General features: G+C 59.8%; 13 protein-coding genes, 4 pseudogenes and 1 riboswitch. Of the genes and pseudogenes, 9 read left to right on the top strand and 8 right to left on the bottom strand.

Annotated elements, in window-relative coordinates; genetic code table 11:
* From AC0L2A_RS26100 to AC0L2A_RS26080, 5 genes and pseudogenes are all read right to left on the bottom strand, one after another.
* Window positions 1–1,717, bottom strand: a pseudogene (locus AC0L2A_RS26100) (Ulp1 family isopeptidase); the annotation flags it as partial.
* Window positions 1,718–1,768: 51 nt separating this feature from the next.
* Window positions 1,769–2,063 (bottom strand): annotated as a pseudogene (locus AC0L2A_RS26095) (type IV secretory system conjugative DNA transfer family protein); the annotation flags it as partial.
* Between the two features lie 60 nt (window positions 2,064–2,123).
* Window positions 2,124–3,161, bottom strand: coding sequence for a type III secretion protein (locus AC0L2A_RS26090; protein ID WP_473498317.1), 1,038 nt, complete (start codon window positions 3,159–3,161; stop codon window positions 2,124–2,126).
* Window positions 3,162–3,503: 342 nt separating this feature from the next.
* Window positions 3,504–5,195: a type IV secretion system ATPase VirD4 gene (virD4, locus tag AC0L2A_RS26085; RefSeq protein ID WP_473611237.1), complete on the bottom strand. Its 1,692-nt coding sequence runs from the start codon at window positions 5,193–5,195 to the stop codon at window positions 3,504–3,506.
* Window positions 5,196–5,440: 245 nt separating this feature from the next.
* Window positions 5,441–6,310 carry a hypothetical protein gene (locus AC0L2A_RS26080; RefSeq protein WP_473498320.1) on the bottom strand — a complete coding sequence of 290 codons (870 nt, stop codon included), beginning with the start codon at window positions 6,308–6,310 and terminating at the stop codon, window positions 5,441–5,443.
* A 2,521-nt stretch (window positions 6,311–8,831) separates the two neighbouring features.
* On the opposite strand from AC0L2A_RS26080, the pseudogene AC0L2A_RS26075 reads away from it, so the two are divergent.
* Window positions 8,832–10,022 (top strand): annotated as a pseudogene (locus tag AC0L2A_RS26075) (molybdopterin cofactor-binding domain-containing protein); the annotation flags it as partial.
* An 86-nt stretch (window positions 10,023–10,108) separates the two neighbouring features.
* On the opposite strand, the pseudogene AC0L2A_RS26070 reads toward AC0L2A_RS26075, so the two are convergent.
* Window positions 10,109–10,614, bottom strand: a pseudogene (locus tag AC0L2A_RS26070) (nucleotidyl transferase AbiEii/AbiGii toxin family protein); the annotation flags it as partial.
* Window positions 10,607–11,224 (bottom strand): type IV toxin-antitoxin system AbiEi family antitoxin domain-containing protein, encoded by a 618-nt coding sequence (locus AC0L2A_RS26065; RefSeq protein WP_473479302.1) that lies wholly within the window; start codon window positions 11,222–11,224, stop codon window positions 10,607–10,609. The pseudogene AC0L2A_RS26070 and the gene AC0L2A_RS26065, both read right to left, overlap by 8 nt.
* A gap of 564 nt (window positions 11,225–11,788) precedes the next feature.
* Between AC0L2A_RS26065 and AC0L2A_RS26060 the strand changes: the two genes are divergently transcribed.
* The 6 genes from AC0L2A_RS26060 to tdh all read left to right on the top strand — a co-directional run bounded on the left by AC0L2A_RS26060 (window position 11,789) and on the right by tdh (window position 20,588).
* The gene (locus tag AC0L2A_RS26060) at window positions 11,789–12,139 is read left to right on the top strand and encodes an ArsR/SmtB family transcription factor (protein ID WP_473497340.1); all 351 of its coding nucleotides are present in this window, start codon (window positions 11,789–11,791) and stop codon (window positions 12,137–12,139) included.
* A gap of 30 nt (window positions 12,140–12,169) precedes the next feature.
* Window positions 12,170–13,507, top strand: coding sequence for a serine hydroxymethyltransferase (locus AC0L2A_RS26055; RefSeq protein WP_473611236.1), 1,338 nt, complete (start codon window positions 12,170–12,172; stop codon window positions 13,505–13,507).
* A gap of 54 nt (window positions 13,508–13,561) precedes the next feature.
* Window positions 13,562–14,737, top strand: a complete 1,176-nt coding sequence (gene metK / locus AC0L2A_RS26050) for a methionine adenosyltransferase (protein WP_473611235.1) — start codon at window positions 13,562–13,564, stop codon at window positions 14,735–14,737.
* Window positions 14,738–14,846: 109 nt separating this feature from the next.
* Window positions 14,847–15,839: an adenosine kinase gene (locus tag AC0L2A_RS26045; RefSeq protein ID WP_473611233.1), complete on the top strand. Its 993-nt coding sequence runs from the start codon at window positions 14,847–14,849 to the stop codon at window positions 15,837–15,839.
* A gap of 388 nt (window positions 15,840–16,227) precedes the next feature.
* Window positions 16,228–16,426: riboswitch (cobalamin riboswitch) on the top strand.
* Between the two features lie 115 nt (window positions 16,427–16,541).
* A complete protein-coding gene (gene metE, locus AC0L2A_RS26040; protein ID WP_473611251.1) occupies window positions 16,542–18,887 on the top strand; it encodes a 5-methyltetrahydropteroyltriglutamate--homocysteine S-methyltransferase in 2,346 nt (781 codons plus the stop codon).
* 648 nt (window positions 18,888–19,535) lie between these two features.
* A complete protein-coding gene (tdh, locus tag AC0L2A_RS26035; RefSeq protein ID WP_473611232.1) occupies window positions 19,536–20,588 on the top strand; it encodes an L-threonine 3-dehydrogenase in 1,053 nt (350 codons plus the stop codon).
* Between the two features lie 212 nt (window positions 20,589–20,800).
* Here the strand turns inward: tdh and AC0L2A_RS26030 are convergent, their stop codons facing one another.
* On the bottom strand, window positions 20,801–21,838 hold the full coding sequence (locus AC0L2A_RS26030) for a cytochrome-c peroxidase (RefSeq protein ID WP_473523920.1): 1,038 nt from the start codon (window positions 21,836–21,838) through the stop codon (window positions 20,801–20,803).
* 526 nt (window positions 21,839–22,364) lie between these two features.
* On the opposite strand from AC0L2A_RS26030, the gene AC0L2A_RS26025 reads away from it, so the two are divergent.
* Together AC0L2A_RS26025 and hemN are read left to right on the top strand one after the other, a co-directional pair.
* On the top strand, window positions 22,365–22,832 hold the full coding sequence (locus tag AC0L2A_RS26025) for a Ros/MucR family transcriptional regulator (RefSeq protein WP_473611249.1): 468 nt from the start codon (window positions 22,365–22,367) through the stop codon (window positions 22,830–22,832).
* A 204-nt stretch (window positions 22,833–23,036) separates the two neighbouring features.
* Window positions 23,037–24,371: an oxygen-independent coproporphyrinogen III oxidase gene (hemN, locus tag AC0L2A_RS26020; RefSeq protein WP_473611230.1), complete on the top strand. Its 1,335-nt coding sequence runs from the start codon at window positions 23,037–23,039 to the stop codon at window positions 24,369–24,371.
* The last annotated feature ends 137 nt before the right edge of the window (window positions 24,372–24,508 follow it).

The raw sequence follows: 24,508 nt of genomic DNA, 5'->3' as shown, positions 1-24,508 counted from the left end.
TTGAGGGCACCGGCGCTGGCCGCCCGACAGTCGCTGAATAGCCCGGCTCATGATACGCACGCAGGACGTTCAACGCCGTCTTTATATCATCGTTTTTCGGAAAGAAAGTATCGAGGTGGTCGACCAGGGATTGGTGATTTTTTAGATCAGTCGCTTGGCCACGAGCGCCGAGATCATTTGCCAATTGGCGAAGTGAATACGTGTATTTTCGGACCGTGCTCTCGCTATATTTTTGCTGAACCGCAGCGTGGGCGATCGCCTTATCAATAACGTCCCGGTGTTCGTCGGACAGATGGGGATAGCGGGTAGCACGGGCGCCAGGTGACGCGGGCTCCGCATCGCGAACCCGTTGCAACGCGAAGATGAGATTGCGTTTGTCTGGAAACAAAGTCTCGGCGAATTCGATCCGCGAATCATGATCCAGCCCAGAGATCGTCAGGCCCCAACTCTCAAGCGCCTTAGAAAATCTGCGAAGACTACGACCGTACTCAGCACGGCTGCTTGGGGCCAACCTGCTGTCACTGGTCACTTGTTCAAAGACATGCGCGTCTGTTTTTGAGGGCACCGGCGCTGGCCGCCCGACAGTCGCTGAATAGCCCGGCTCATGATACGCACGCAGGACGTTCAACGCCCTCTTTATGCCGTCGTTTTTCGGGTAGAAAGCATCGACGTGATCGACCAGGGACTGGTGATTTTTTAGATCCGTCGCTTGGCCACGAGCGCCGAGATCATTCACCAATTGGCGAAGTGAATACGTGTATTTTCGGAGCGTGCTCTCGCTATATTTTTGCTGAGCCGCAGCGTGGGCGATCGCCTTATCAATAACGTCCCGGTGTTCGCCGGAGAGATGGGGATAGCGGTTAGCACGGGCGCCACTCGCAACAGGAGCCGGATCGGCTCGGCGCGGCGCGGCCACGTGCTGCTCAAAGCCCACTTGCCGCGCCTGGCCCGCATCCGGCAAGGGGCCATGGCGGTCCAGGGAAGAGAGCCTCGCGTCTGGGACTTGAGTCCCATGGGAGAAGCCTTTGGGGACGGCGAACGAGACGTTTATGGAGTTCTCGATCGCAGCGGGGGGTGCCTCAGACCTTGCGGAGGGCGCGGCCTCCGCATGCAGCCTTCCGATGTGTTCGGACCCTGTCCCTTGAACGGTTACCCCTTCCAATGGCAATTCACCCAACTGCTGCATGGGGGGCTGCATCGGCACGCGGCCGCCTGAATTGCCGATTTCGCTCAGCGGCTGCTGAATGGCGGCGGCTTGCGGCGTATTCAGGGCCCTCTGCCTCTCCGCTGGCCACAACAGCGCTGTGGAATGTTCATTGTTGATGATCACCCACTCGGGTGGCTGGTTGCCCTGGTCAAGCGCATCCGGCGAGGGCCGGATCTGCTGTTGGCTGGCAGCTAACGTTGGCGGGGCGGCGGCCTCAATGTGCCCAGAGCCGGTCGCTGCGAAAGCGTCGGCCACGAAGCTGTTGTGGTCACCCGGTCCAGCGGGCAGCCCTGGGTCGCTGAAAAAAGACGAGGCGGCTTGATCTTCCTGCCGTCCCTGAAGCACTTCGCGGAATCCCTGTTCCAGTCGCAGAAGCTCCTCTCGACTGGTTGGCGACTCATCAGCTTGATCGAACAGCCTCCGGGTCTCGGCAAGGTACTGCTCAGCGCCCACTTGCCGGGCCTGGACCGCTGGCCCCTCTTCCAAGCCGGCGTCCTGCACCTGCGACAAAGCTGCTACCCGGGATGGGTTACTATTTCGCGGATTCATACTAGCCTCACATCAAACTGTATCGTCAAAGTTCTGCGCCAATCCGCGCAGCTGCTCATCGGGCAAGATTCTGCCAAGAGCCCCTCGTCTGCTTCCATCAAGGGTGCCGGCTCCGGAGGGCGCCTGTCTGGCTTTCGAAGATGCGTTTAAGGATGCGGTCCGAAAAATATCGCACCTTCCTCAATTGCAATGGTGGCAGGCCTTTGATGAGAACAATCTCGTAGTCTTCATCGAGCAGCCGAACCTGTTCGGGACGCAACAGCGGTGCACCTTGATGCGAATTCTGAATGTTCCAATCGAACGTTCGGAAATGGCAAGGCCGTGAACGGAATTCGGGGAGAAGGCGTCACTTACCATGGCCGAGATTTCAACGGCCGGAGCGATCTCTGCTTCTGGAGGCAGCCATTAGATCCTCGCGGGCGTGATTGTAGGCGTGGCTTGTGGACTGCCCGACTTGACCACCCCGCCGCAGCTGTTCATAGGAGATTTGCGCACCTGTCGCACGGACTTCAGGTTCAAGACCTGCTATGTGGCCGTCCAGATTCGCATTCCGTTCCTCTGCTGCATGCTGCGGCGGAGGCATGTGCGGCAAGATATTTTGCATGCCGGGAACTGCGTGAGCTTGGGCCTGTTGATTTGCGTCGAACTGGCGATACGCCGCCAATTCCGGCGGCTCGACAGGAGGCCGGGGCAGCGAGTCCAGTTGGTTGGCGGCCACCAGAACTGATTCCACTGCGTCTTGGTGCGTGCGCGAGGAAGGATCCATTCCGTAGGCTTCCTGAATCATCAGTGATGCGATTTCCTTTTGTTGGTCTTCAGGAATACGGGACAATGCGTTGCGTACACTATCAGCGAACTCGGGTGAGATCACTTGTACTTCTGCATATTTTTCCCACGATACGGGTGCGTTTTGCTTGCGGCGCAAATCGTTGGCAGTCTGTTCATTTGCGTCCGGATGCACGAACGGAATCAACCCCTCAACACGGTTTTTCAGGAATTCGGCGGTGCTTTTGTCCATCGACCAATGACCTTCCTTGACCGGCACTCCGCTCCATGCGCTGTCTTTCAACCGAACAGCGGGACCGTTGGCCCAGGCATCCATAACCACGGTCGACCTCGCGTCGCGGCTTCCGCGCCGCAGTTCGTTCCAAATGTGACCCGTCTTGACTGGGATCTCATCACCTTGGTCGGTTATCTCTTTCATTGACACGAAAGCACTAGAGGTCATACTCCGCTCGTCGGCCGCCATGTGTGGGGCGTGGACGATAGCGGAAAGGGGAGCGGTCTGATTGCAGCACGCCGCTCCCATGACGACGGCCACTGCAACCTTAATGTTGTCGTCTGCTCCCCTCATTGCAACCGACGATCCGATGCTGTTGTGGCCGTGAGAGGGAATGTCGTCCACCTTAACGTTTCCCCGGCCATGCTTGAGCAGCAGGCGAACGTCGTGAACTGTTTGCCCCGCTGTCGCGAGTCTTATCGGGCTGGTGACGTCGTCACCGACGACACACGCTCCCATATGATAGGCGGCCTGCTGGATCTGATGTGGCTCCAGAGGCGCATCTCCGCCCCGTCGCAACCTGTCGGCAGGCGTGCCCAGGGAGACCCTCAGCGCTGCCGTGGATTCTCGCGGCGACTCTTCCGCATGTCGAGTCGATCCGGAGGATTTGGAGATGCAAATTCCCATAGCCGTTCACCTGTAGTGGAGTTTCTGATCGCCGAGGGACGGGATACGCGAGACGGGCGCTTAACCGTCAGTGTCATCTGGATGAGCTTCCATCAAGGGTGGCGGCTCCGGGAGGGCGCCTGTCTGGCTTTCGAAGATGCGTTTAAGGATGCGGTCCGAAAAATATCGCACCTTCCTCAATTGCAATGGTGGCAGGCCTTTGATGAGAACAATCTCGTAGTCTTCATCGAGCAGCCGAACCTGTTCGGGACGCAACAGCGGTGCACCTTGATGCGAATTCTGAATGTTCCAATCGAACGTTCGCGCCTGGCTGTAGGAAATCGACTTGGCTTCAAACGTGTATTCACCGATGGCTTTGGAAATGTAGGTTGGGGTCTCGTCATCGGCAGTGGCCATAAACACTTGCAGGCCGGTATTGCTCAGAAAATTCTGCTTGCCAGCCTCTCCATAAGCCCCCGTCAGTGCCGAAAGGCTTTGGATGATGAGCATGAAACGCCCCTTGTAGCCCGCGATAGTCGTAATTGCGGTCTCGATCGCCTCCAGCTTACCCAAGTGCTTGAACTCGTCGAGCAGAAAGAGAACCTCGTTCTTTTCATCTTGGCGGGGCAGCGACCGCTGTAGAATTGAAACGATTTGCTGAAAGAACAGGCGTATCAAAGGCGCGATCACCTCAAGGTCGTTCGGACCGACGCACAGATAGATGCACGTTCTGCGACGGCGAAGATCATAGACCGAAAAGTCCGAGCGACTTGTAGCTGCCTTTACAGCCGGATCCGCCCACAGATTGAGTCCGCCATCGCCGAGGACGGACGTGTAGGAGGTCAGGATTTTTGTATCGTTCCCCGCCATGTCGTCGAAGATGCGTTGTGCCTCTTTGTTCCGGGTCTCCATGGCGAGTCGCGCGAAGAGCTTGAACTTCTCCCCCGGCTGGGCGAAGAGGTCATAGACGGCGCCGATTGTTGGCGTGCCCCGCTCGATGCAGGCAAGGATGCCCGCGACAAAGATATCTCGCGCGCCGCTGACGAAACCTTCCGCGCCCTCCCCCTTGGCCGTGATCAGGTTTGCGGCCAAGCGGCGGGCTTCGGTGAATTGCAGCTGTGGAGGCAGCGCTATAAGATCCAACAGCGGATTGTAGCAGTTGGTGCGCCGCTCCGAATCCAGCGGCGCGAATTTGAACACGTTGTCGCCTGCGGCTTTGCGCGCCCTCGAGGTAAGCTCAAAGAGCTCCCCCTTCACGTCGAGAGCTATCACCGAGCCTTTGAATGTAAGGAGCGTTGGAATGACTATGCCGACGCCCTTGCCAGCACGGGTTGGTGCAACGATGAGGCTGTGAGGCTGCTCGCCATTGGTCAGGTAGTAGCCAGGCCAGAAAGGGCCACTCGTCTTCCCAAAAATCGGACCTGTCACGCCACGGTATCGGCGTAGATAACCCGTGCGTCGCATTTCATCCACTCGCGCCCAGCGCGCCGTCCCGTGATGTTCAAGTTTGCGCCGTAATACGATCTGCTGAATCAGCAAGACGAGCGCGGACGTTGCGAGCACGATAGCTACGCCCTGATAGAAGACGGGGGTCGCGAAACCCCGATAGAAGGGCGTCTCGAACCAAAAGGCACGGACGTCAAACGTCATCAAAGCCTCGCCGCTACCCCCATGGCGGAACGTTGCGTACAGACTTGCCGCGCAGAAGCCCAAGGCGAGTGAGCACGCGATGCTAATGGCTATGCTGGGGGGCGTCGTTTTTGTTGAAGGCATTGTTCCATTGCCGGATTAGCGTAGCTAATGCTGCGCTTGCTTCAGACACCGGAGCGACGTCGCGCGATGTCGCCGCTCGACAGATCGATGCCGCAGCGGGTGGTGCAATGGTTGCATCGCACCACCCGGCAGGCGTGGTCTTTGAAAGTTACACCAAGCAGGTACATCAACGGCCAGCGAATTGGAGATGGCACGGCCGTGAACGGAATTCGGGGAGAAAGCGTTACTGTACCATGGCCGAGACCTCAACGGCCGGAGCGATCTCTGCTTCTGGAGGCAGCCATTAGATCCTCGCGAGCGTGATTGTAGGCGTGGCTTATGGACTGCCCGACTTGACCACCCCGCCGCAGCTGTTCAAAGGAGGTTTGCGGGCCTACTGTATCACGGACTGAAGCCGCAATAGCTGCAATGTGGCCGTCCAAATTCGCACTCCGTTCCTCTGCTGCATGCTGCGGCGGAGGCATGTTCTGCAACAGGCCATGCAGGTCGGGAAGTGAGTTAGCTTGCGCTTGTTGATTTGCGTCTAACTGGTGATACGCGGTGACAATAGCATTTTGGGCGGTCGCCTTGACCATGTGGTGCTGATGAGGATCAGCAGCCAATTCAATGGCCTGCTCAAAAATACGAGATTTATTTTGGTCATTAAACTTACTGAAGTTTTGCGCCACAAACATAACCCCTAGAGCTTGCTCCATTGGGTCCATGTTGCCAATGCGATTAACAAGAGCACTCTGCTTCTGGGGCCCTAGAAAATGGCCTACATTACTAGCCGCTTGGACTTGCTCCAATGCTACGTTATCCGGCTGGTACCCCAATTCGGCTGTCAATTTCTCGGCCAGATCGATGGCTGATCGTCCGAGCTGATTGGCCCGCCGTTCAAATGTCGCGAGGTCAGTTTCTGGCCCGGGTTGAGTGCCCCGAACGGCTGTTCGCTCGTGCGTCCCGAGGGCTTTGAAGCCCCCAAGATTTCGCGCTGTGTCGCGCGGGTTAGCGGTTACTAGCCGTTCTGCAACATCGCTCAATGGCCCCTCTGGAACGTCACGGAGGGTACTGCGTTTCCCCACTCCTTGGGATGAACTTGCAGCTGCGCGTGCCCGTTCATTATCGCGATCCATTCCTCGGCCTCCAAAGTCGTTTCTCTACCCCATGAGGTTACCACCGAAGCTTGATCTGCTAAACCAATATGGTGTTACAGTTGTAGTCTCGCAGAGGGTCTCCAAGAGCCCGTCTAAGCCAAAGAAAATACGATGAGGCTGGCATCAAATGCGATGAGTGGGGTTCTGCCTGAGGGCGCCGTCGCCGACTCTTTCGCCTACTTGCAAGACGCCGGCATGATGTCCCCGCAGCAGCTTCTCCTTTGAATGCAGGCTTGCATGCTCGAGAGGGTTTCGATGACGGCCATCGCCCACTCCGGCTCGATCAGCCGCGGCCGAGCTGTCCTGCTTGCTTGGCAAGGAAATCAGTCGCGACCTGATCGGCAATTTGAGCAGGGCCGCGCTAATAGCATCGCTGTACCATGCCACCACCAAGGCATTCCTGCTGCAGGTCGGTGGCTTCCCGACCCAACCGGCGCCAGGCGAGGAGCAAAGGTCCGATGGGGAAAAATCGCGCGGGCGGATAGCGCGGCATCGCGCAATCCCACCCCGTCCTCGACCGCCGCCTATCGACCGTGAGTGCCGCGGTCGTCAGCAACAGCCGCTGGCGAGCCAACCGCCGGCTGGGCGATCGCGACATCTTTAATCCCTTTGTGCCCGGGTTTTCTCAACGGGAGTCGCCTGGCGCAGCCACCTCGGAACGGACGGCATACTTCAGCGCCACCTTGACAGGCTGCAACTGCCGCGCAGCTTTGCGCCCCAACCGCATTGATGCAGGCGCCATCGACTAACTTCCTTTGCTGCAACATCCCCTCGCCTTCCGCGCCCCTGGACGGTGCAGGTCGGGTCCAAAGAGTTCGACGGATGAGGGTCTAAGTGGCGCCGTCGCGCTCTGTTTGCAGACGCGATTGGCATTACCGTGGGAATGCAGACATCCATCCTGGCCGATATCAATCCTGTTCATGGGCACAGCCTGAATTGACGCACTATCAAGGCTCAAAGACGCTTCAGCTTACCGTCGCGGTCGGCATTAGCACGCGATTACCACCCACATTTCTGCGCGGCCAAGGCAAACGATGCAGGCTAACTGTCACTCCAGATCTCGAGTGGATCCGACCGCAATGATGTATTCTCAAAAAGCATGTGTACGGTACTTGTGACGTTTTCTGCCGATGCCCCCGCGCCTCGTAGCCGAGTCGTCTCTGGGCTTGCGTCGTCCCGACCGAAGATCCCAAGCCCTGGGGCCCGCCAGTACGTCAGTGCCGACTGAGCAACAATGTCAGAGGTCTGACTGAACATTGGTGGTCACAACCGTGTAGTTGAAAGCTTTTTTCTTTTGGCACGCTCAGTGCAACATGGTCCTCAAATGTTGCACGGAACCGCTGAGAGGGGAACCCAGGAATGAACATGACAGGCATCATTGCGTCGGTCGCGCTGTCGACTTTTTCTGGCTGCCAGAGGTTGGAACGGAGGGACGCAGGCCGGATATCGTTAGAGGTCAATCCTACAAAGTGGCATCTCACGTCCTGAACCCGATGCGGAGAGCAACTTAGACGGTCAGCGTGTTTTCGCGTGGGAAAGCCTGAGACGCGGCTGTCCACGGTTCCAATATTGAATTCGATCACGACCTGGCGAATGGGGAGCCGACCTACAGCCAGAGCCAAGGCACAGAGACCGAGATCTACCACGATCACTGCAACATCGACGAGATCGTTGGATCATCAGGCACGGTTGAGGACACCAACTATGATGGGAGCATCGACAGCGGCGACGGGTATGCAGGGCCGCTTAGCGACCGGCATCAGTTTGCTACTTTGAAGGAGCCTCTCACAACGAAGGCATCGTAGAGCCGGCCAGAGTTGCCTCTCACCTGAAGCCGAGGCGCGCCTCAAGCCATTGTTGCTGTGCAGGTCTTTGCCGCCCTGTGCAATTTGGGAGACCACGCATCAATGAAGCGGATCAGCTTGCTTCTGCTGAGCGCATTTCGGGGCTCGGACCTGGGTCCCTCAAGAAGAGAGTGGTTCGATCCGGCACTGACCCTAGGGCGGGGGGCTTGGTTGGGCCGCTGCCGGACCGAACCGTCTCAGGCAACGCCGGCTATGTCGTGGGATATTGCGGCAACTCCGCGGCCAAACCGTGGCGATAATGTGTCGCAGATTCACCGATTCCAACACGCGCGTTGCAAACGTGACTGGACGTCCCGGAAACCGCCCAACGCTGCTGGGATTGACGGGAGCTCTGAGGCCTGGCGACACACCACCACAAGCCAGCCTGCGTCGCCCGACCACATTGAGCTCGACCATATCCTTCGGAAGGGCTCACAACAGAGGACATGTCTATCAGGACACTCGGACCCGAAGCAGAAGTCATGCGCTTCAATTTTGCGGACTTGTACAAGAGGCCCGGCGATTTTCATGATCTGGCAAGGCCGATCCGTTTGTCAGCGATGCCGGAATGGCGGAACGGCCCCGAGTCGGGAATATACAGGTGAGACGAGCCGGCCGGGTGTGGGGTCGGGCTATGGGCCGTTCGGGGAGACGGCATGAGCGGCAGCTTTTCGCGGCGCCAGTTCATCGCAGCGGCGTTTGGCGCGGGGATCGCGGTCAAGATCGGTTTTCTGGGTCGGCCCGCATCGGCTGCGCTCATTGCCAATTCGCCCGGCCGTTCGCCAAACTGGATCGGACCGGACGGTCGGCCGCGTTTTCGGATGGACGCCGTGGCCAAGGTCACCGGGGACAAGACCTTCACCCGCGATTTTCGCGCCCGTGACATAGCGGGCTGGCCGCAGGAACAGAGCCACGCCTTCCTGATCCGCGGCACCCGGGCCGACGCCCCGTTCGACGGGCTGGACCTCTCGGTGCTGGGCGAAGATCTCAAGCCCGACCGACTGATAGCCGGCGAAGACCTTGTCCGCGATGGTCTTGCGCCGCCGGAAACGACGGCTCCCGGCTTCTATGGCGACATGTTCCTGGTGCCGAAGGGACGCATTCCGCGCCTGCTCGGTCAGCCGGTCGCGCTCTTGATCTACAACGATTTCGCGCGGTTCGACGCGGCCAAGCGGCTGGTCCGTTCCGGCAAGGGCATCGTGCGCTGGGGGGCGGCCGCCGGCTACGACACGCCACCGCATTACGGCGCCAGCCGGTTCGTGCGCATCGGCGGCGCGGCATCGGATGAAACCGACATCTATGCTCCGCTCGAAGGCACCACGATCTACGGCAATTTCGACGGCGATCAGGTCGTCTGGCCGAAGCCGGATCAGAGCGGCGATGCGGCGGCCCGCGCCATGTGGGCGGCGGGCGAGATCGAGCGTGAGATCACGGCTGCCGGCGACGACGCATTGGTCCTGAAGCGAAGCTATTTCTCGCAGTCGACCGACGCCTGCGCGATGGAAGCCGACAATGGCAATGTCTGGTTCGAGCCGGGCAGTTCGACCCTGCACGCACTCATCGCGACCCAATCGCCTTATGAGGTGGCGACCTCGACCTTGGAAATGCTGTCGAAATCGCGGTTCGTGGTGAAGGCGCTCGACCTTTCGATCGGTTACACGGTCGGATACGGTACCAAGGATCATTCGATCTTTCCCTACTACGCCATCCTGGCAGGCCTCTATGGCGACGGGCGGCCGGTGCGTCTTGCCAACGATCGGTTCGAGCAGTTCCAGATGGGGTTGAAGCGCCATGCCTTCTGGATGGAGAACACGCTTGTCGTGGATCGCTCCACGCATGCTTTCCGCATCATGAAAGGCAACCATCGCACGGATGCCGGAGGACGGCGCAATTTCTCGCTGGACGTTGGCAAGGTCGGGCACTCGCAGGGCGCCATTGCCGGCGAGGCGCTAAGGACCGAGGAGATCAAGTCCAGCTCTTCGGCACCAGGCTCCAGCGCATCGCCAAAGCCGATGTCGATCGTCAGGCTGACCCGGGCGCCTCCGATCGAGGCCGTCGTCCGCAGCCTGAGCCCACCATACTCCAGCTCCTCGCGAATGCGGTCGACCCGGAGTGCGTCAGCGTCGAACTCGACGCCATCGCCAGCGTCCTGCGCCAGGACCTCCCGAAACGTCGCCAGCATCGGCTCCGCGCTCGGATCGCCAAAACTCAGCAGGTCAAGGTCGCGGGTGCCGCGGTGCGGATCATCGAACCAGCTCATCATCAGCATCGCGCCCTTCAGCACGAAGCGGTCGGCGTGGGGTGACTGGCTAAGCCGGAAAAGCAGCCGCTCGAGGCGAAGCGGGTCAGAACCAGATCGAGGGTCTGGCTACTTACCTTGGCGAGTTGCAGCAGACGTGCGCGCAATGAGGCGCCGATGTTCTTGATCTCTTTAGCCATTGGCAGTCAGCGCCTCGATATACGGCCGGATGACCGTGGCGACACCGCCACGCTCAGCCTGCCTGGCAATTTCGCCGGGCGTGGCCTTGCGCTGGCGAAGCGCTTCCTGGAGGCCCTCGATCGCCACCGACAGGCCGATCTTGTTGCGATATCGGAAACAGTCCGCGATTGTTTTGACAACCCCAAAGACCTTTACGGTCACGCCCTCGACAACATGAGTTTCGACGCTGTCGTTGAGCAGACTTTCGGTAAAACGCACGATGCGAATGGGTGTGCCGTCGGGTTTGGGAGCCCAGTCTTTCTGGCCGATGGCCAGCCATACCTGTCTCGGAAGCTGATCCGTCAGCTGGTGGAATGCCAGGGCTGACACAAGGCAGACAACGCCTTTGGGTACGCGCTTGGCAGCCTCGGCTAGGCTATGATTAGCGTCGAGCGGCGCATCGGAGAGCTGGTAGAGGCCGCGTGCGAGCCGGAGCACCTCCCCATCCCGTTCCATGCGACTCATCGTGGCCGCTGTTACGCCGGCGTTGCGCAGCTCCGCGAGACGCGCGATTCCGCGCACTGTCAGAAGTGCGTGGGCGATTTGGCGCTGGGGAGCGGGCTCTGGCATTGATACGAAATCTAGGAACTAAGGGGTTACAGTCCGAGGATTTGTATCACTTGTTGAGAATCAATGGAAGCCAATCGTCAGCCGCATTGAGCCTTGCGCCGCAGCCATGCTTTGAGCTCGCCGTGGACGGCGGCGCCTTCGAGCAGGATATCGGTTTCCTTTGGGGATGTGGTCCATCGGGATAGAGATCGGAGCCATGGACAAGATGGATTTCATCCCCGTCGATGCTGAGCGTCCCATCGCGCGGCGACCGGCGCATGAAGGCCTCGGCCGTACGCCGCATCTTCGCAAGCCGGCCTTACCGCGCAGCCGCCGTTGTGCTGGGGCGCATCCGGTATGCACGTGTCGCAACAGATCCTTCAAAGAAAATCGCGGACTTTTAGCACTCTAAACCGCTGAGAATATGTACGTTGAGCCTATCATTTGGGCTGCGGGTCGAGACCGTGACGTATCGGAAAGATCTGCGATGCGGTTGGGCGTATTGACCTCGTCGGACGGCAAGATTGCCTCTGAAAGAGTGGGAGGACGCCAAATGGAGGAAGTCAATACAAGGAGTGCCGGCCGATGATGACACTGGTCAGGCGCCTAAAGGCCGCGGCTCATCTTGATCGACTTCGAATCCTGGGACTTTGTGCGCATGCGGACCTGACCGTCTGCGAGCTAGCAGAAGTTCTGAGTCTGTCTCGCGAGCACGTGGTCGCACACGTGCGCCAGCTCGCCAGAGCCGGCTTTCTTCTCGGCAACGAACATCGCCCCTGGCCTTCGTACCACCTCGAAGCAGGAGGCTCGGACGGCGGCTTGGTTCAATTGTTGGTTGATCTCCTGCCCCACGGCGATGGCCATCACAGACAAGACCTACAGCGCCTGGAGGCGATACAGGGCGCGCGGTCCAAGGTGGCCGCCTGCTTGTCCTGAAACTTAGTCCCAATGGAGCGCGAAGCTGATATGAACAATTCGACTGGCGGCGCCATCGCGGAGCTTGACACTTGCGAGTGGCCTCACCTGGCGGTCGCAGATTCTCGCGTGCACGAGCTGCTTTTAAGACAGGAGCGCCAGGAGCGGACGACCCTCAAACTTATCGCCTCCGAGAACTTCGCGTCCTCGGCGGTGCTGGAAGCGACCGGGTCTATTTTCACCAACAAGTATGCCGAGGGATATCCCGGCGCGCGCTACTACGCCGGAAACGAGATTGTCGATGAGCTTGAGAACCTCGCCATCGAGCGATTGAAGGCGCTATTCGGCTGTGAACACGCCAACGTGCAGCCTTATTCCGGCTCGCCGGCCAATCAGGCTGTCTGTCGAGCGCTGTTGTGTCCGGGAGACAAGATGATGGGCTTGACCCTCCCCGGCGGCGGGCATCTGACGCACGGTTGGGCCGTCAACTTCTCTGGCACTGACTATCAGCGAGTTCCGTACGGGCTGCACGAAAAGACGCAGCAGATTGACCATGACCGTTTGCGCGAGACGGCCAAACGGGAACGACCGAAGCTCATTTGGGTCGGCGGAACTGCTTATCCGCGTATCTTTGACTATGAGGCAATGGCCGAAATTGCTTGGGAGGTGAACTCCTATCTGGTGGCCGACATCGCCCACATCAGCGGTCTCGTTGTCGCAGGAGTGCATCCGAATCCCGTTAGCCATTGCGATGTTGTCACCAGCACCTCTCACAAATCGATCCGCGGCCCCCGCGGTGGCTTCATCTTGTCAAGGAATGAAGACCGCTATCAGGCGCTCTACCATTCCAAGAGCAAACACAATCTGGCCAAACGCATAGACCGTGCCGTGTTCCCTCTCCTCCAGGGCGGACCGCACATGAATACGATTGCCGCGCTAGCTGTCGCTCTGCACGAAGCAGGGAATGCATCCTTCCGTGTGTACGGTCAGCAGATCGTCAACAACGCCAAGGCTCTGGCCCAGGCCCTTCTGGAGCGAGGTTATGAACTCGTCACGGGGGGCACTGACAATCACATGCTGATCCTTGATCTTAGGGACCGGCCGCTGTCCGGGAAAGCCTATGCCGAGCGCTTGTCGCAAGCAGGTATCATTACGAATTTCAACATGGTGCCGGGGGACCGGCGCCATCCCGCGCTCACCAGCGGCATTCGGTTAGGCACGCCAGCAGTGACGTCTGTGGGCATGCGCGAGGCGGAAATGCTGCAGATTGCCGCTTTCATCGACCTGGTTTGCCGCCAGCCCGATGATTCGGACGTCCATGCCCGCGTGCGCAGAGACGTTGCCGACTTCTGCGCTGCGTTCGACGTGCCGGGCATCTCCGACAGGTAAGACGGCCTGATCAACTGTCACATCCAATTCCAACGTTTGAAGCGAGGAAATCCCATGACCAGAAAATTCGTGTTCTCTTCCGAATCCGTCGGCGCTGGACATCCCGACAAGATGGCCGACAATATCTCAGATGGCGTGCTCGATGCGATCCTTCGCAAGGATCCCAAGGCTCGCGTTGCTTGTGAAGCGTTGGTGAAATCAGGGATGGTCGTTCTGGCTGGCGAGATCACCAGCCACGCGCAGATCGACTACAGCCAAGTTGTCCGCGATATCATCTTGGACATTGGATATGACGACGATGCGATCGGCTTTGACGGCCGGCGTTGCGCCGTGATCTTGGCCTTGACCGAGCAGTCGCCTGACATCAGCCAGGGCGTCGACGAGGGACGAGGGCAAGATCTCGAGCATGGAGCGGGGGATCAGGGCCTCATGTTCGGGTACGCGTGCAACGAGACCGAAACATTGATGCCGTTGCCAATCCAACTTGCTCACGAGTTGACAAAAAAACAGGCAGAGGTGCGCCAAACCGGACGCCTTGGCTGGCTTCGCCCGGACGTTAAATCACAGGTATCCGTCCGTTATGAGGGTTTGCGCCCGGTAGCGCTTGATACCATAGTCCTGTCGACGCAGCATGACGAGGAGGTCTCACAAGCCACGGTCCGCGAAGGCGTCATTGAGGAGATCATAAGGCCGGTCTTGCCCCACGACTTGGATACGACGGGGATAAGGTTCCTGGTCAATCCAACAGGCCGGTTCGTGGTCGGTGGGCCGCGCGGCGATTGCGGTCTCACCGGACGCAAGATCATCGTCGATTCCTACGGCGGCATGGGGCGTCACGGCGGCGGTGCCTTTTCGGGCAAGGACCCGTCGAAGGTCGATCGGTCGGCCGCCTATGCGGCGCGGTACGTCGCAAAAAACGTCGTTGCCAGCGGACTGGCGGAGGTGTGCGAGGTTCAGCTTGCTTACGCGATCGGTGTGGCCGCGCCGGTCTCTATCCTCGTCAATACATTCGGAACCGCAAAGATTGATGAAAAAAGGATCGAGCGCGCCGTCCTTGAGCTTTTCGATCTCCGGCCGAAAGGCATCATCAAGGCGCTTGATCTCTTACGGCCGATTTACCGCAAGACCGCGACATACGGACACTTCGGCCGCGAAGAGCCGGAGTTCACCTGGGAAAAGACGGACAGAGCTGACGACCTGTTGCGTGAGGCAGGACCGGCAGCTGCGTGATGCGCGGGTATTGGATGCGTCGGCATAGGGCGACCCATTCCACACTCGCCAAAAACACGCCGGCCCCGGCGTGGCGAGAAGCCGGCTCGGCTTTTTGGCGGAGACACTGATGTCGAAATATGACGTGCTTTGTATCGGTAATGCCATCGTCGACATCATCGCGCAGTGCGACGAGGCATTCCTCGAGACCAACGGCATCATCAAGGGCGCGATGAACCTCATCGACACAAGGCGCGCCGAGCTGCTCTACAGCCGCATGGGTCCGGCGATCGAGGCGTCCGGCGGCAGTGCCGGCAACACGGCGGCCGGCGTCGCCAGCTTCGGCGGCCGCGCCGCTTTCTTCGGCAAGGTCTCCAACGATGCGCTGGGCGAAATCTACGCCCACGACATCCACGCGCAGGGCGTCGCCTTCGATACCAGGCCGCTCAATGGCGAACCGCCGACGGCGCGCTCGATGATCTTCGTCACCCCTGACGGCGAGCGCTCGATGAACACCTATCTCGGCGCCTGCGTCGAGCTCGGGCCGGAGGATGTCGAGGCCGACAAGGCCTCTGGCGCCAAGGTCACCTATTTCGAAGGCTATCTGTGGGATCCGCCGCGCGCCAAGGAAGCAATCCGCCAGACGGCGATGCTGGCGCACGCGGCAGGCCGCGAAGTGTCGATGACCCTGTCGGATTCGTTCTGCGTCGATCGCTACCGAGACGAGTTCCTCGAACTGATGCGTTCGGGCACGGTCGATATCGTCTTTGCCAACAGCCACGAGATCAAGTCACTCTACCAGACATCGTCGTTTGACGAGGCGCTGGCGCAGATCCGCAAGGATTGCCGGATCGCCGCCGTGACCCGTTCGGAAAAAGGCTCCGTCATCGTGCGCGGCGACGAGACCGTCACCATCGATGCGACCAAAATCCGCGAGCTGGTCGATACGACCGGCGCCGGCGACCTCTATGCCGCCGGTTTCCTCTACGGCTACACGCAAGGGCGCAGCCTGCAGACCTGCGGCGACCTCGGTTCACTGGCGGCCGGATTGGTGATCCAGCAGATCGGCCCCAGGCCGCGGCAGAATTTGCGCCGCGAGGCTGAACAGGCGGGGCTGTTGTAGGGCGGCTTTCTGCCACGTGCTGCCCACCTTCCCGTTTGCGGGCTGTCCAGACAAGCGCGGGTAAACGGCGCGTACCCGTCCGTGAAGGATGGCGGTTTTCTCCAAATTTCTGATTTCTTGAGGCTCAGGAACGTTGTCACACTTCGGGCCAGTACTGCCGGCCGATCATGATGGCCAACACGCCCTTTTTGACGAAGGTCGTTTTGAGCCGGGATCGTACAATTGACAGATTGCCCGGCGACCAGGCACAGCCTGCGCAAACCGGAGAGGGGCGCAAATGGCTCAGCTCTACCCGCGACCTGCGACTTGGGAACACGCCGCAGGTGAACGGTTCACATAAACACATAAACATTTCTTTATACGGCATTGACAACAAAGGGAGCTGCTGCGATTGTCGGCGCGTCGTGGTTCTCCGCACGGCGTTGCCGTAGCGGAGCTAAGAGGGAAGCCGGTGCAATCCGGCGCTGCCCCCGCAACTGTAAGCGGCGAGCCAACCCACCAATGTCACTGGGGCGAACTGCCCCGGGAAGACGGGGCAGAGGCTGTGACCCGCGAGCCAGGAGACCTGCCACGGTGAACAACGTCCACGGGCGGGGTGTCTGGTGGCCGCGGCAGCTCGGCGTTCATGCCGGCCTGCTAGCGCCTTCCTTGTCCCCGCCCCAAGCATCGGGGTATGGAATGAATGTCTCCCAGCAAGTTCCCATAGCAACGCTTGGCGTGCCGCGTATCGGTCGCCGGCGAGAACTGAAATTCGCGCTCGAAAGCTACTGGTCCGGAAAATCTTCTGCCGCCAACCTTCTGGCGACGGCGAAGGCACTCCGTGCCGCCAGCTGGAGCGAGCAGCACGACCGCGGCGTGTCGAAAATCCCGTCGAACGATTTCTCACTTTATGACCATGTGCTCGACACCGCAGCAATGGTCGGCGCCGTGCCATCTCGTTACGGCTGGACGGGCGGCGAGGTCCCGCTCGACATCTATTTCGCGATGGCGCGCGGGACGCAAGGCGATACTGCGGGTTGCGGACACGCCAGTCACGGGCATGCGGTTCAGGGCCAGCGCGTAACCGCGATGGAAATGACCAAATGGTTCGACACTAACTACCACTACATCGTGCCGGAGCTGAGCGACGATCAGGCATTCGCCCTCTCGTCGACGAAACCAGTCGATCACTTTCTGGAGGCAAAAGAGCTCGGCATCCATACACGCCCGGTCATCCTTGGACCGGTCACCTTCCTCAAGCTGGCGAAGTCTCCCGGCCAGTGTTTCAATCCCATAGCGCTCCTACCGCGGCTGCTGCCCGTCTACGAGCAACTCCTGCGGAGGCTGGAGCTCTCGGGGGCCGACTGGGTGCAGATTGATGAGCCGGCGCTTGTGCTCGACCTTAGCCCGAACGAACGATCTGCCTTCGAATTCACGTACGGCCAGCTGTCGAAAGCCGCGCCCAAGTTGAAAATTATGCTGGCGACCTATTTCGGGCCGCTGGGAGACAATCTGGAGACCGCGCTTTCGCTGCGCCTGGCGGGCTTACATCTCGATCTCGTGCGCGCTCCCGAGCAGTTGGAGACGGTTGGTCGGCTCGCACCGAAGGATCTGGTGCTCTCACTTGGCTTGATCGACGGCCGCAACGTCTGGCGCGCGAACCTGGCTGCCATTCTCGACCGCATCAAGCCGATCGTTGCCGGCTGGCCGCTGGATCGCGTCGAGATTGCGCCTTCCTGCTCGATGCTTCATGTGCCGATGGACCTGCGGATGGAGACCGCGCTCGATGTGGATGTCAGTTCGTGGCTGGCATTCGCCGCCCAGAAGAGTGAAGAGCTGCTTGTGCTGGCCCAAGCCTTGTCCGAAGGCAGGGAGGCCGTAGCGGGCGCACTGAAAGCTTCTGCCAAGGCGGCCGCGGCGCGCGCAATGTCTGGAAAGGTCCATGATCCGCTCGTCCATGGGCGGGTTATCAGCATTGACGGCGCCATGAAGCAACGAAAGAGCGCATTTGCCAAGCGCTCCAGAGTCCAGGCTGACACGCTCGGCCTACCGCCGTTCCCGACGACGACGATCGGGTCCTTCCCGCAGACGCCCGAGGTGCGCAGGGCGCGCTCCGCTCATGCGAAGGGCCGGCTGAGCTATGTCGATTACCAGGCCTTCCTGAAGAAGGAGACCGAGGCGGCGGTCCGCTGGCAGGAGGAGATTGGGCTGGACGTGCTGGTACATGGCGAGTTCGAACGAAACGACATGGTCCAGCATTTCGGCGAGCAGCTGTCCGGCCTCGCCTTCACCCAGCATGGCTGGGTGCAAAGTTACGGCTCCCGGCTCGTGCGTCCTCCCATCATCTTCGGCGACGTATCGCGGCCCAATCCGATGACGGTCCTCTGGTGGCAATTTGCCCAGTCGCTGACGAAAAAGCCGGTGAAGGGCATGCTCACAGGCCCAGTGACGATTCTTAACTGGTCTTTTGTGCGCGACGACGTACCCCGCGCCGAGGTCTGCCGCCAGATCGCGCTCGCCATCCGCGATGAAGTGGCCGACTTGGAAAGAGCCGGCGCAAGGGTGATCCAGATCGATGAGGCCGCGTTTCGCGAAGGCTTGCCCCTGCGGAAGTCCAACTGGAAACATTATCTCGGCTGGGCTGTCGAATGCTTCCGGCTCGCTTCAACGGGTGTAGCGGACGCCACCCAAATTCACACCCACATGTGCTATTCGGAGTTCAATGAGATCATCGACTCGATTGCTGAACTGGACGCGGACGTCATTTCGATCGAAACGTCGCGCTCCAAAATGGAACTGCTGGACGCCTTCACCAAGTCCAAATATCCAAACGAAATCGGTCCTGGCGTCTACGACGTTCACTCACCACGCGTCCCGGAGATTGGCGAGATTTTGCATCTCGCCCAACTTGCCCGCGAGCGACTGTCGGACGGCCAACTGTGGGTGAATCCGGACTGTGGCCTCAAAACAAGGAAATGGGAGGAGGTCCGCCCTGCCCTCATCAACATGGTCGCTGCAGCATGCGCATTGCGGGAGAAAGTGCAGGCGCAGGCCGCTGAGCCACTGTGACGGGCAAACATGTGACCCGCGGGCTTTGCGGATATTTAAGGCAGAAAGGACGCCATCGAAAGCCGCGCGCAAGTCGGTCGACGCGTGCGAGGCCCCCACCCTTGTCGTCCAGCCGAAGGTCCGCTCGACGACTCAGCGGCGGACAGGATCTGGAAGCGCTTCTGGTCGTCCTAAGACGGATGATTTCGCCACGAAATCAAGGAAGACAGCTTTGTCCATGAGCTGCAGCCTCTCACAGGCGCCAGCGGCCAACAGACACTTCACCGAGGGCCAACGCTGAGGATGCCGCCTGAGCACCGGCATCATCGAGATATCGGCGGCGAGATCGACCATCAAGAGCATCGGTTTCGAGGGAATGCGTCGCATGTGGCGGACATCGACAAAATAGCCATACCGCCCAGCCGCAAGCTGCGACCATTCCTCATCGCTCGAATTGAAGCTTGGCTGAATCTGGCATGGCGTTTGCTCCGCTTCTGCTGAGGTTCGCTGGAACGGAGCTTTTCATGCGCACTGCTCGCGGTGGAATGTTGCTTCGACGCAAAGGCAGCCGCTCACATTACTATCGGTCCAAGAATCAAAGCTTTTTCGTCGTGCAGGCTACCCGAGCAGTGGCGAGGAGCGGAATCAACCAAGTGTAAGGAGCTACTGGTGTCGAACATGATGAAGGCGCTGGTCAAGGCCAAGGCCGAGCCGGGCATCTGGATGGAAGAGGTGCCGGTGCCGGAAATCGGCCCGAACGACGTCCTGATCAAGATCAGGAAGACCGCGATCTGCGGTACCGACGTCCACATCTACAATTGGGACCAGTGGGCGCAGAAGACCGTCCCGGTACCGATGGTGACCGGCCACGAATTCGTCGGCACTGTCGCCGATTTCGGCGCGGCGGTCACCGAATACAAGATCGGCCAGCGTGTTTCGGGCGAAGGCCACATCGTCTGCGGCCATTGCCGCAACTGCCGGGCGGGCAGGGGGCATCTGTGCCGCAACACGCTCGGCGTCGGCGTCAACCGGCCGGGCGCCTTCGGTGAATTTTTGGCGATCCCACAGCACAACGTCGTGCCGATCCCCGACGACGTGCCCGACGAGATCGCCGCAATCTTCGATCCCCTGGGCAATGCGGTTCACACCGCACTGTCCTTCGATCTCGTCGGCGAGGACGTGCTGGTCACCGGCGCCGGACCGATCGGCATCATGGCTGCACTGGTCGCTCAATGCGTCGGCGCGCGAAAAGTGGTCATCACCGACATCAATCCGGTGCGGCTGGCGCTGGCGAAAAAACTCGGCGTCCAGCATGTGGTCAACGCGTCGAAGGAAAAGCTGCGCGACATCATGCCGGCGCTCGGCATGACCGAAGGTTTTGACGTCGGCCTCGAAATGTCGGGCGCAGCACCCGCCTTCCGAGACATGATCGATACCATGAACAATGGCGGCAAGATCGCCATTCTGGGCATTGCCCCGACCGGCTTCGAGATCGACTGGAACAAGGTCATCTTCAAGATGCTGCAACTCAAGGGCATCTATGGCCGCGAGATGTTCGAGACCTGGTACAAGATGATTGCCCTGGTGCAGGGACCGCTGGATGTCTCAGGGCTTATCACGCACCGTATCGGCATCGACGATTTTCAGGCCGGCTTCGATGCGACGAGGAGCGGCAGCTCGGGCAAGGTGGTGATGGACTGGCAGGGCGATTGGCCGATGTGACTTTGCGGAGGTACTGACGGGACGCCACCCTGGCTGCCGTCGATCTCCGCGCGAGGGGCATCGCTGTGCAAAAGCAGTGGCTCCTCCCCCGACGTGCGCCGCTCAATCGTCGGCGACGTATCGCGGCCAAATCGGCGACGCTCGTGGCAATTCGCCCAGATCGGGCAAGGAAATGCTCACAGGCCCGCCGCGATCGTCTGCTTTCCCACTGGCTAGGATCGAGGCCGAGGTGTTGTGGGCGTTTCAGTCGGTAAGATGGGATATGTGATCTCCGGTCGTTTTCCGGTCAGCGAATGAAGGAAGGCAACGATCCTATCGATTTCGATTTGCGTTAGCTGTTCGCCAAGCTGGGTGGTGCCCATGATAGCGACGGCCTCTCTCAGGTCCCAGACCTTGCCCGAATGAAAGTATGGCGCGGTGATTGCTACGTTGCGCAGCGGCGGCACGCGGAAAACATAGGAATCCTCTGGTACATTGGTGACGGCAAATCGTCCCTTGTCGTTCTCCGGCAGAACGTCGGCGCTAGGCCTCTCAACGAGGCCGAATGGATAATAGCCTTCCCCACCAATATTGACACCGGAATGGCAGGACGAGCAGCCCTTTTCGATAAAAAGGGCCAGGCCCTGTTTCTCTTTGGGACCGATGGCGGTCTCATCGCCATTGAGGAAGGCGTCGAAGGGGGCCGGCGTGACCAGTGTCGTCTCATAGTCTGCGAGTGCATTGGCTACGTTTTCGAAGGTGATGGGATCGGCTTCATCCGGGAAAGCTGAATGGAACCACTCCACATATTGCGGCATCGATCTGAACGTCTCGACCACTCGATGCGATGTGTTGGCCATTTCGACACCGGCCTGTATCGGCCCTTTGGCCTGAGCTTTCAGGTCTTCGGCGCGACCGTCCCAAAACTGTGATTTGTTGAAGACAGAGTTAAACACCGTCGGGGCGTTGCGCTGCCCCTTCTGCCAACCATGGCCAATCGAAGTTTCACGATTGTCGTCGCCCCCGGTGGCCAGGTTGTGGCACGAGTTGCAGGAGAAAACGCCTGAGAACGAGAGGCGTGGATCGAAGAACAGTGCATTGCCGAGGGCAATCTTCTCGGGCGTGCTCGGGTTGTTGGCGAGCGCCGGCGTGAATGGCAAGGGCTTGAAGGTGGCCAGTGCCGTTTCTCTGAGGTCTGGCGGAATGGACTGCGCAGCAAAAGCTGTGGCTGCCACAAGCGCAACAGCCACCGCAGGGAATAGAATTTTCATAAATGGAGTCCTTACGATGTGCACGGAAACCATTCTCCACATGCGGCTTGCGAACGCCCTGCGCTAGATCAGCGGATCGAGGGAATCGTGCCTGCCGACGAAGCCGATCGAGCGCCGGGAACAGGAACTGCGATTCATCGCCCCGACGGCGGATTCCAATGGTGAGCGCGCGCAATCGCTGTTGTTCGACTGAGGGTTTGGTCGGTTCCGTGGCCCGTCGCCACATGCTGCCGCAACGCCAACCCATACGCGCAAGCTGCCCCCATCGAGTGCACGGCTCATGGTCTACAAGCTTTGTGCGTCTTCCCTTTGCGATTCAGACGGACGAGATCGGGACTGAACGGCGGATACGGGCGCAGTTATGGACAGCGATTACCGCGCAGATCAGTGTTACGACAGCGTGAAGTGGCGCTATAAACCTCACTATTGGACGAGCAACGAACAATCCTGTGGCGAGATTTGTTGCTTTCATCGGAAATCACCACTAGAAGCGACCGCTCCGCAGACCAATCCACCGGAGAGTTTCATGCCAGAAGAAGACTTTGAAAACGCCAACAACCTCATCGACCTTACCGCGGATGTTGTCTCAGCCTATGTTTCCAACAATCCCGTTCCGGTGGCGGACCTGTCTGCCCTGATCGGCCAAGTGCACGAAGCTTTGAAACACACGGCGGCCGGTCGCGTCTCGGCACAAGAGCCGACCGTGTTGACGCCGGCCGTCCCGATCAGAAAATCGGTGACGCCGGACTACATTATCTCTCTTGAGGACGGCAAGAAATTCAAATCGCTAAAGCGCCATCTGTCGACCCACTACGGTCTGACCCCCAATGACTATCGCGCCAAATGGGGTCTGCCGGCGGATTATCCCATGGTCGCGCCGAACTACGCGGCTGCGCGCTCTGCGTTGGCCAAGACGATGGGGCTCGGCCGCAAACCGAAAGAGCCTGAAGTCTCGGCGCCGGAGAAGCGGTCTAGAAAGAAGGTACCAGCGTGACTTCCTCCATCCAGACCCGTTGTGGGGCTGGCGGCTCGATCAGCAAGATGTGAACGAAACACTCGAAAAGGCGGGATCAAAATCCCGCCTTTTCCTTGCACGGTGTGATTACACGGCGCGAAGCGGAATGGAACTGACATAGCGCAGAGACACAGGAGACCGAAGCGGTAAAAGGACCAACTTTTCAGCTTGGGACGGAAACCGTTGCAGACCTCTATCGTGAAAGAATATCGCGAGGCTCTCCTGCCTTGGTACACCATCTATCCGACTGTAGCGGAGTTCACCGCCAGCGTCGGAGCCGAAAGCTATGAGGTATGGCTAAGAGGTCTGCCAGCTGACGATTCGGTGTCGCTCTATCTCCACATTCCGTTCTGCCAATCGATCTGCTGGTTTTGCGGCTTCCCGACCACGATTGCCCGCAATCAGGGGCCGATCCTCAACTATCTGGACGTTCTGCGCAACGAGATCCGTTTGGTTTCGGAGAAAGTGCAGCAGGGGCTCGTCGTGAACGACGTGCATTTCGGCGGTGGAACCCCGACCCTGATCGGGGCAGCCGAGTTCCTGGACACCATAGAATTCCTGCGCCGCCGCTTCGCGTTCAGGGAGCTCGCTACGATCGCCGTCGAAATTGATCCGCGCACCTTCACGGCCGAGATCGCCGAAGCGTTGGGAGCAGCGAACGTGAGCCGCGCGAGCCTCGGGGTGCAGAGCTTTGACCCGATCGTCCAAAAAGCGATCAACCGGGTCCAGAGCGAGGCGCAGACGGCCGCTGCCGTCGAAGAGCTGCGCCGCCATGGCGTAAGCGGCATCAACTTCGATCTCATTTTCGGTCTCCCGAACCAGACGGTAGAGTCCTGCGTCCAGACTGCGGCGGCGACTGTCGCCATGCGTCCCAACCGGCTCGCGGTGTTCGGCTACTCCCACATTCCATCGGTGATAAGGAATCAGCGCCTGATCGAGAAGACTGCGCTGCCGGACAGCGTCGCCCGCGCCGAACAGGCTGCGGCCGTGGCAGATACGCTGGTTGCGGCCGGCTACCGAGAGATCGGCCTCGACCATTTCGCCTTGCCGGACGACGAACTTACGCTGGCGCAGACCCGCGGTCGGCTACGGCGTAACTCGCTGGGTTACTCGGCCGACACCTGCAAAACCGTGATCGGTTTCGGCGCGTCGGCTATCGGGCGGGTCGGCGATGGTTACGTCCAGAACGAGGTGACACACGAGTCCTACAGCCGGCACATAGCAGGGGGGCGTCTGGCAACGTCAAAAGGCTACCGGCTCACAGACGAAGACCGCGTGCGAGCCGCAATCATCGAGCGGCTGATGTGCGATTTGGAGGCCGATGTGCCGGCAATCTGTGCGGCCTATGGATTCGATCCAATCCGCTTTCTCGATTCAACTGAACGCCTGGCGAAGCTGGCCGAGGACGGGGTAGTGGACATCGAAAACGGTCTCATCCGGGCGCGGCAAGAGCATCGCTTCGTGATTCGCGTTGTTGCGGCCGCATTCGATGCTTTTCTCGACCGGGTTGTCCCATAAGCACAGCCAAGCAGCGTGAGGGGCGTCAAAGCGATAAGCTCGTGCCAAACGGCACGCTCGTAAAAATGCCGCAGGCCCCGGTCACGGCGCCCCTGCGCGGATTGAAGTGTTGGACCTTCCCGAATGGACGAGCGTGC

The sequence above is a fragment of the Mesorhizobium sp. WSM4844 genome (assembly GCF_055811775.1).
Note: the sequence above shows the minus strand (reverse complement) of the source record. Positions and strands in the feature narration are given on the sequence as shown.

Excerpts from the sequence above, each read along its gene's own strand:
- AC0L2A_RS26025 (WP_473611249.1), top strand. The coding sequence starts at position 22,365 with ATGCCAGAAGAAGACTTTGAAAACGCCAACAACCTCATCGACCTTACC.
- AC0L2A_RS26080 (WP_473498320.1), bottom strand. The coding sequence starts at position 6,310 with ATGGATCGCGATAATGAACGGGCACGCGCAGCTGCAAGTTCATCCCAA.
- virD4 (WP_473611237.1), bottom strand. The coding sequence starts at position 5,195 with ATGCCTTCAACAAAAACGACGCCCCCCAGCATAGCCATTAGCATCGCG.
- AC0L2A_RS26030 (WP_473523920.1), bottom strand. The coding sequence starts at position 21,838 with ATGAAAATTCTATTCCCTGCGGTGGCTGTTGCGCTTGTGGCAGCCACA.
- metK (WP_473611235.1), top strand. The coding sequence starts at position 13,562 with ATGACCAGAAAATTCGTGTTCTCTTCCGAATCCGTCGGCGCTGGACAT.
- AC0L2A_RS26045 (WP_473611233.1), top strand. The coding sequence starts at position 14,847 with ATGTCGAAATATGACGTGCTTTGTATCGGTAATGCCATCGTCGACATC.
- AC0L2A_RS26060 (WP_473497340.1), top strand. The coding sequence starts at position 11,789 with ATGATGACACTGGTCAGGCGCCTAAAGGCCGCGGCTCATCTTGATCGA.
- AC0L2A_RS26065 (WP_473479302.1), bottom strand. The coding sequence starts at position 11,224 with ATGCCAGAGCCCGCTCCCCAGCGCCAAATCGCCCACGCACTTCTGACA.
- AC0L2A_RS26055 (WP_473611236.1), top strand. The coding sequence starts at position 12,170 with ATGAACAATTCGACTGGCGGCGCCATCGCGGAGCTTGACACTTGCGAG.